We start from the raw sequence: 7,878 nt of genomic DNA, 5'->3' as shown, positions 1-7,878 counted from the left end.
CTCATTACCGAGCACATCAAGCTTGTCATCGGAGAGGAATGGGATTTGCGCAGAAAGCATGCGCAGACCGCAGCTGCGCGGATCTTATATGCCGATCGCGATGGCACCCTCGATTGGATCGACGGCGACAGTCGAGCGGCCGCCGTACCAGGCGTCGCCGAGGCCAAATTCTATGTTAAATCAAAGGCGCCGATCATCAGGACGCGCGATTACCGAGACCGCATCGGCCACGTCATCGCCGCTTCCCCAAGCCTTGCTCAGGCCGAAGGAATACTTCAGCGCGCCGTCGACCTAATCGAGTGGTCGATCACACCATTCCCGACCATTGGCGAACAGGAACAATCTGCGGTCCCTCACCTCCCCGAACCAGACCAGGTGGCGCCAGGTAAAAGGTGATCGTCGCCAAAGGCTGGTGCAATTGTGGAGGCACGGTAGGGACGCAGGGCGACGAGAAGCTTATCTCGATTCTGGGCACGCCTATGCTATTGAAGATAGTAACGCGCATTGCCTATCTGCAGCGGCAATCGTTTCCTGGGCGACCATGTATTCAGTTCGTCTTGGATACGAGATAGGCGTGGATAGCAAGATCGAGTCTTCTTACTAGAAACGCAAGACTCGAGCTTCGATAAGCCCAGGCATTTCGGCGCGAGATATCGTGACCTTTAGAAAGGAGGAGGCTGGAAATAGTCGTTTGGTCAGGGCAGACGCAACGGACTTGATGTTGAATTGTCAAAAACGATATTGGAGAGACATGTCTTCACTAGTGCAGCAAGACTCAATCCCAGCAATAACGAGCGCGGTCCAACTGCTTTCGGCTCGCCGGCTGATCGTGAAGGTTGGCTCTGCACTGATTGCTGATGCCGACACTGGAGAGATACGCGGACCTTGGCTTGAAGGGTTGATAGAGGATGTCGTCCGATTTGTCGCACGCGGGCAGCAGGTGATCATCGTCACCTCCGGCGCTGTCGCGGTTGGCTCACGCCGCTTCGGTCGGTTGGATAGGCGCCTGCAAATTGTGGAGAAGCAAGCTGCTGCCGCGATCGGTCAGGTTCAACTCATGCATGCCTATGACCAGAGTTTGAAACGCCGCGGCTTTGGCGTAGGGCAACTGTTATTGACCGCTGAAGATGTCGATAATCAGCATCGCTGCCTAAATGCGCGGGCAACCCTTGAACAACTCCTGAAAGTTGGCGCTGTACCCGTCGTCAACGAGAACGACGCGACCACAACGGCCGAGAACTGTTTTGGCGACAATGACCGGCTGGCGGCACGGGTTGCCCATATGGTCAACGCCGACGTTCTCATTCTGCTTTCCAACGTAGATGGCCTCTTCACGCAAGATCCGCACGACAACCCGCTTGCCCGTCTGGTGACAGAGGTGCGATGCATTACTCCTGAGATAGAGGCTATGGCCGGTCATTCTGCCGCGCGCCATAGTTCGGGCGGCATGGTGACAAAGTTGATGGCAGCAAAGATCGCGATGGACGCGGGCTACGAAATGGTCATTGCGAATGGAATTAAATCTTACCCACTTGCCGCCATCGAGAACGGTGGACCATCAACATGGTTCTTCCCGCGCGCCAAAGACAAAGACAGGGCGCGCTATTGATGTCATGGAGCTCTTCTCCGGGACGGCGGCTTTCTCGCCAAGTGCGGTTGAGGTCCGACTGTGTCGCGGTGTTCGAGAGGGAGCAGGCTCGTCGAGCTCGATGAAGTCTCCACCGCTCCAGCACGTCTATACCCGCCGACTCATCGGCGTAGTTTTTTCGTTACTCCCGAGGAGGCGGAGCTATATGACCGGCTCATGCAGAAGACCAATGCAAGGGCATAATTGTTCGTTATCGTGGAAATGAGGGAGACCGCCATGGCGATCAAGACCATCCGTATCGCGACCGATGTCGGCGGCACCTTCACCGATCTCGTTTGCTTCGAGACCGATCATTCGACAGGTGAATCACGCGTTATCACGGCGAAGTCCGACACCATCCCGCGCAATTTCGAGGAGGGCGTGCTGAACGTCCTCAAGAAAGGAGGGGTCGATCCAGGCTCGATCGACTTCTTTGCCCACGGCGCCACCGTCATCATCAACGCGCTGACCGAGCGGAAAGGGGCCAAGGTCGGGCTCATCACTACCGAGGGTTTTCGCGACACGCTCGAAATTGCGCGCGGCAACCGTCCCGACTTCTTCAACCTACATTATCAGAAGCCGAAGCCCTTCGTTCCGCGCTACTTGCGGCGCGAGCTTCCCGGCCGCATGTCCTATAAAGGTGAGGAATTGAGGCCCCTTGACCTCTCCGGCCTTCTGGCAATCATCGACGATTTCAAGACGGATGGGGTCGAGGCGGTCGCCATCTGCTTCCTTCACTCCTATGCCAATCCGGTCCATGAGCAGACCACGCTCGTCGAAGTGCAGAGGCTCTGGCCCGAAGTCTCGGTCGTATCCTCGCACCAGATCACGCGCGAATGGCGCGAATACGAGCGCACTAGCACGGCAGTGCTGTCGGCCTATGTGCAGCCGACGGCCGAGCGCTACCTGTCGCGGCTGCTTGCCCGACTGAGGGAGGAGGGTTTCAGCAAGAAGCCCTATATCATGCAGTCGAATTGCGGCGTAGATTCGCTGGAGTCGGTCTCGAAAATTCCGATCACGATGGTCGAGTCGGGACCAGCCTCCGGCTTCTGGGGCGCGGCTGAGCTCGGCAAGCTGATCGGCGAGCCGAGCTTGCTCGCGCTCGATATCGGCGGCACGACGGCGAAGTGTTCGCTGATCGAGGATGGCGACGTGAAGATCAAGACGGATTACTGGATCGAGCGCGACCGTACCTCAGCGGGCTACCCAATCATGGTGCCGGTGGTCGATCTCGTCGAGATCGGCAACGGCGGTGGTTCCATCGCTTGGGTTGACGACTTCGGCAAGCTCCATGTTGGCCCGCAATCGGCGGGTGCCGTGCCGGGGCCAGCCGCTTACGGCGGGGGAGGAACCCAGGCAACCACCACCGACGCCAACCTCTGGCTCGGCCGCATAAACAGGGATTATTTCTGCGGCGGCGAGGTCGTTGCTGACATGGCCGCCGCGAAGGCGGCGATCGAAGCTGTCGCCGAAAAGCTTGGTGTAGACGCCGACGTGGCGGCGCGCGGCATCATCCGCATCGCTAACGACAACATGGCTAATGCGCTCAAGCTTGTTTCGCTCAACCGCGGGCATGATCCGCGCGAGTTTACCCTCTTAGCCTTCGGTGGGGGCGGCGCCATGCATGCTGTGGCACTCGCGGCTGAGCTCGGAGTCCGTAAAATCGTCGTGCCCGCCGATGCTTCCGTCTTCTCGGCTTGGGGCATGATGATGTCGGACCTACGTCGTGACTATTTTGTGACGCGGCTCATCGACCTGAAGCAGGGCGCCGGGGCAGGCATCGAGCAGGTCTTCGCGGAAACGGAGGAGCGGGCTCGTGCCCAATTCGCGGCCGAAGGCATCCAGGCTTGTAGAGTTCGCTTCCGGCGATATGGCAAGTTTCGCTACCAGAATCAGGACCATACTATTGAGGTGCTGATCGCGGCAGGCCAGCTCACCGATGAGCGCCTCGCAGAGATCGGAACATTCTTCCACGAGACCTACGAGCGCGAATACACGTACAAGCTCGACGCGCCGGTTGAAATTGTCGGCATCCATTTGATCGCTTCCGCTGAAGCCGGCAAACTTACCATGAGGAAGCGCCAGTCGACTGGAGCCCAGGCCCACGCGGCGCTCAAGGGGCATCGCAACGTCGATTATGCGCTCGAAGGCGTTCACCAGGCCGCGATCTACGATAGCGGCAAGCTCGAGCCGGGCATGACCTTCAGCGGCCCAGCGATCGTTGAGGATCCTGGCGCCACAGTCGTTGTCCATCCTGGCAACCGGGTTGAGATCGATGGCTACGGCAACATCCACATTCAATTGGCGGCGGAGAGGTGACGGCGATGCGGACAGAGATCGACGACCCGATCACGCTGGAAATCATCCAGAATTCGCTTCAGGCGACCGCGGACGAGATGTTTGCGGTCATGAAGAAGACCGCGATGAGCTCGATCGTCTACGAGGTGCTCGACATGGGCACCGGCGTCACTGATGCCAAAGGCGCGCTCGCTTCGTCGGGCGCAGGGATCCCGGCTTTCGTCGGGGTGTTGGACAAGGCCGTGAAAGTGATCGCGAAGAAGTTCGGCACGCCGGGTGATATCTTGCCGGGTGACGTCTTCGCAACCAACGATCCTTACTACGGCGGGGTCACGCATCTGAACGACATCGTGGTTGCCATGCCCGTCTTCGCGTGCGGCCGCATCATCGCTTGGACGGCTAACATCGCCCATAACTCAGATCTCGGCGGCATGGCGCCTGGTTCGATCACCGACCAAGCGACGGAGATCTTCCAGGAAGGGCTACGAGTCCCCGCTGTCAAGATCATCTCGAAGGGAGAGCCGATTCGCCCAGTGATGGAAATCATCAAAGTGAATTCGCGCATGCCGGACGTGCTGGAAGGCGATGTCTGGGCAGCGATCGCTTCGGTGCGCATCGGAGCAAAGCGCCTCCAGGAACTCGCCGAAAAATATGGCGTCTCGACCTTCGAGAAGGCCATGTCCTCGTTCATGGATTTCGGTGAGCAGGTTTCGCTCGCCGAACTCACGAACCTGCCCAAGGGCGAATTCGAGATCTCGGAGGAGCAGGATGACGGGCGTATCTTCAATGTGAAGATCACGATTTCCGACACCGAATTCGTCGTCGACCTGCGCAAAAATCCCGTCCAATCGAACAAGCCGGTGAACGCTAGCCGCGACGGAGTGATGGTCTGCGCGCAAATGTTGTTCAAGTCGTTGACCGATCCCAATTCGCCGGCCAACGAAGGCTCCTTCCGGCCGATCCGGCTGCTGACGCGCGAGGGCTCGGTCTTTCATGCCAAGGAGCCGGCGCCGCTTGGTTTCTACTACGAGATCGAGCTACGGGGAAAGGACCTCATGTGGCGTTGCCTAGCGCCACATATGCCTGAACGGCTGGCGGCCGGACATTTTGGCTCGCTCTGCGGGACTTTCACCGGTGGCATCCACCCCGACACCGGCCGGCAATTCACGATCATCGAGCCGCAGGTCGGCGGCTGGGGGGCGAGCCCCGGCCGCGATGGCAACACCGCCATCTTCTCGAGCTTCCACGGCGAGACCTACAACTGCCCAGCAGAAATCAACGAGGCCCGTAACGGCCTCTTCGTGGAGCGCATGGAGCTGAATCTGGAGCCGGGCGGCGAAGGCAAATACACTGGCGGACGTGGCATCGTCATGGATTACCGAATCCGCGGCGAAAGCGGCTTCCTCACCGTCGGCTATATGCGCTCGAAGTTCCCACCCTGGGCGCTCGCCGGTGGTCGCGTGGGCTCGCCCAACTACGTCCGATTCATCCGCAAAGACGGTTCCAGTGAACGCTTTGCCTTCGTCTCGGGCTTCACCACGCACGCCGACGAAACGATCCGCATCGTGACCGGCAGTGGTGGCGGATATGGGGACCCGAAGGAGCGCGACCGTGCGGCGGTCGAGGAGGACATTAAGAACGGCCTCATCACGCGCGAGCGCGCCCGGGAGGTGTATGGAATCGCGTAAGTGGCGGCATTGACGCTGGCACAGCCCGACGTCGGCACCGCCGCATATGCGCGCTAGATACGTTCGATCGGCAGGTTGTCCGGCAGAGGGCGTCGGGGCGGCCGTGGGTTTTGCGCGCGCTTCTGGTTGGCCGCTTCCGGAGCTGCAATCTCGGCCTTGGTTTCCTGCTCGGCCTGGGTCTTTTCAAGGTCGTCAATGGCGCGCTTGAGTTGTTCGACAAGTAGCTTGCCATGTTCGGTGGATTGCCCGAACTGTTCCCGCCGTGCCTTGGCCAGCATCAGCTTCAGCTGCTCGATTTCCAGCCGACCGACAGTCACTTCGCTCTTCGCCAGCGTCAGCTGTTCGCGCTGCGCAAGGATCATCGCGTGCGCAGTCGGTGGGAAGCTGATCGGGGGGCACGAGGACAGATGGATCATATTCGCCGCTAAAACTCGGGGCCGATCTCTCGCCATGAGTCGATAAGCCACAGCTCAACCGGAAGCCCGCGGACGCCACGTTGCCCGGCATTCGCCAGTCAATTCCAGACAGGAGATAGAAGAGTTGGGCAACGCTGATCGTGACAACGCCGTCCGTCAGCGATGGCCAAAAAAAGCGGCTTCGCTCTAGCCGCTTCGTAAACAGGCACGCCCCCTGGCTACGGTGAGTCCTCCCCGGAGTTGCACCCGGAACCGCTCTCCGGTAGGGTCGAGGACTGGCGCGCCAACAGGTCTCTCGACCTTGCCACGTTTCCAGCCCCCTCCACGTCGCACGCAGCATGCGGATTTCCCGCACTGCGCGCCCCCATTTGCTTCGCTCCAAGGCTTATGGGGCCGATCATGCTGGGATTGCTTTCGTTCCGTCGCGCCGCACCCAATAGCTGTTGAACAGCCTCAGAGTGTCGTACAACCACGGCCTACTCCACCGTTCCCAGCCGAAGCCCTGTCGTTTCCGGGCGTGCGCCAGATGACGCCTGACCTTCTTCTCTACCCAATCTTTGATGTAGCCGAAGCACTCACTGGAGTGCCCAACTGCGAAGTAGTTCACCCGCCCCCGGAGCATTGGATTGATCAGGCTTATCACCCTCCCAATCGGTTGCGACCGGCGTCGGCGGAACACCTCCTTGACCGCCCGCAGAAGCGCCGTCCGCTTTTTGAGCTTGGGCGTGTAATGCGGCCGCATTGCTCCGCGTAGACTGCGGAGGTACCGGAAGTCGAAGCCCAGAAAGCTGAAGCTCTCGCCTCGTTCCAGATCGACAGTGCGGCTCTTTTCATCATTGATTTCCACCTGCAGCTTGGCGAACTCCTCCCGCAATCGTTTGGTCACGGCTCCAATCAGCCAGTCATGACGTTTGTGGGCATCGATCAAGACCACCAGGTCGTCAGCGAATCGCGCATATTCGACGTAGGTGTACTTTCCGTCGCGAGTGACTTCGCGTGCTCGCTCCAGCATCTTGTCCACCTCATTGAGGTAGAGATTACTGAGCAAGGGCGAGATCACACCGCCCTGCGGAACGCCCATCTTGCCTGAGGCTTTTAGCATAATCTTCAGCAGATGCATGATGTCCGCGTCATCAACCCGCCGCGCCACTTTCTCCAACAGCCGTTCATGCCGGACATTGTCAAAGTAGGCCCGCAGGTCAATGTCGAGAACTCGTGTCTTCCGTTGGACTATGGCTTCAGCCACGCGCTTGATAGCGCCATGTGCTGTCCGCTTGGGCCGATAACCGTACGACCCCGGTTGGAAGTCAGCCTCGAACACAGGCTCGAGGATGAGTTTGAGCGCCCCTTGTACCACTCTGTCCCGGATGGCCGGAATCGAAAGGACGCGGACTTTGCCCCCGTCCTTCGGTATCTCCTGCTTCCGGGCCGGAAGCGGTTGGTAGGTGCGCCCGATCAGTTCGTCCCGTAGTTGCTCGAGGAGGGCGTCTACGCCTTGCGCTTCAATGGCTTCGAAGGTCACTCCATCTATTCCCGGAGCGCCATCGTTTTGTTTGGCCATCTCATACGCCTCGCGCAGCGTCTCCATCTTGCAAACGTGGACGTACAGTCCCCAAAAACGCCAAGACGGTTCAGCCTTCGCCTTGACGTATAGTCTCCGCCTCAGGTCTTGCAAATCGATGGACGCCTTTATCATCTCGTCCTTGCCTTCCTTATTGTTGGAGACATCACAAATGGCAGGGCCCCTTGGCTCCACGGATATTACTCCGCTTCATCGCTACTACAGACCCAGCCGCCACCTTCTCGTCTTCGGCCGATTTCCCGGTGTATCCGGTTATACGGCCTACCT

At 59.4% G+C, this 7,878-nt stretch carries 4 protein-coding genes and 3 pseudogenes; 4 read left to right on the top strand and 3 right to left on the bottom strand.

Annotation, left to right across the window (positions count from 1 at the left end; translation table 11 throughout):
• The 4 genes and pseudogenes from FNJ47_RS43295 to FNJ47_RS43280 form a co-directional block, all read left to right on the top strand.
• Positions 1-396, top strand: a pseudogene (locus tag FNJ47_RS43295) (ATP-grasp domain-containing protein); the annotation flags it as partial.
• A gap of 355 nt (positions 397-751) precedes the next feature.
• Positions 752-1,609 (top strand): glutamate 5-kinase, encoded by an 858-nt coding sequence (proB, locus tag FNJ47_RS43290; RefSeq protein WP_163162525.1) that lies wholly within the window; start codon positions 752-754, stop codon positions 1,607-1,609.
• A 255-nt stretch (positions 1,610-1,864) separates the two neighbouring features.
• Positions 1,865-3,946 (top strand): hydantoinase/oxoprolinase family protein, encoded by a 2,082-nt coding sequence (locus FNJ47_RS43285; protein WP_163162523.1) that lies wholly within the window; start codon positions 1,865-1,867, stop codon positions 3,944-3,946.
• Positions 3,947-3,951: 5 nt separating this feature from the next.
• Complete coding sequence (locus FNJ47_RS43280) at positions 3,952-5,613, top strand: hydantoinase B/oxoprolinase family protein (protein ID WP_163162521.1); 1,662 nt, start codon at positions 3,952-3,954, stop codon at positions 5,611-5,613.
• A gap of 56 nt (positions 5,614-5,669) precedes the next feature.
• On the opposite strand, the pseudogene FNJ47_RS43275 reads toward FNJ47_RS43280, so the two are convergent.
• The 3 genes and pseudogenes from FNJ47_RS43275 to ltrA all read right to left on the bottom strand — a co-directional run.
• Positions 5,670-6,029: pseudogene (locus FNJ47_RS43275) on the bottom strand (IS66 family transposase); the annotation flags it as partial.
• Positions 6,030-6,177: 148 nt separating this feature from the next.
• Positions 6,178-6,369, bottom strand: a pseudogene (locus tag FNJ47_RS54070) (hypothetical protein); the annotation flags it as partial.
• Positions 6,370-6,426: 57 nt separating this feature from the next.
• A complete protein-coding gene (gene ltrA, locus FNJ47_RS43265) occupies positions 6,427-7,617 on the bottom strand; it encodes a group II intron reverse transcriptase/maturase (RefSeq protein WP_206685400.1) in 1,191 nt (396 codons plus the stop codon).
• Between the last annotated feature and the right edge of the window lie 261 nt (positions 7,618-7,878).

The sequence above is a fragment of the Bradyrhizobium uaiense genome (assembly GCF_010811875.1).
Taxonomy (GTDB): Bacteria; Pseudomonadota; Alphaproteobacteria; order Rhizobiales; family Xanthobacteraceae; genus Bradyrhizobium; species Bradyrhizobium uaiense.
This window is presented reverse-complemented; position numbering and strand designations above follow the sequence as displayed.

Coding starts and splice junctions, on each gene's coding strand:
- proB (WP_163162525.1), top strand. CDS start 752: ATGTCTTCACTAGTGCAGCAAGACTCAATCCCAGCAATAACGAGCGCG.
- FNJ47_RS43285 (WP_163162523.1), top strand. CDS start 1,865: ATGGCGATCAAGACCATCCGTATCGCGACCGATGTCGGCGGCACCTTC.
- FNJ47_RS43280 (WP_163162521.1), top strand. CDS start 3,952: ATGCGGACAGAGATCGACGACCCGATCACGCTGGAAATCATCCAGAAT.
- ltrA (WP_206685400.1), bottom strand. CDS start 7,617: ATGGAGACGCTGCGCGAGGCGTATGAGATGGCCAAACAAAACGATGGC.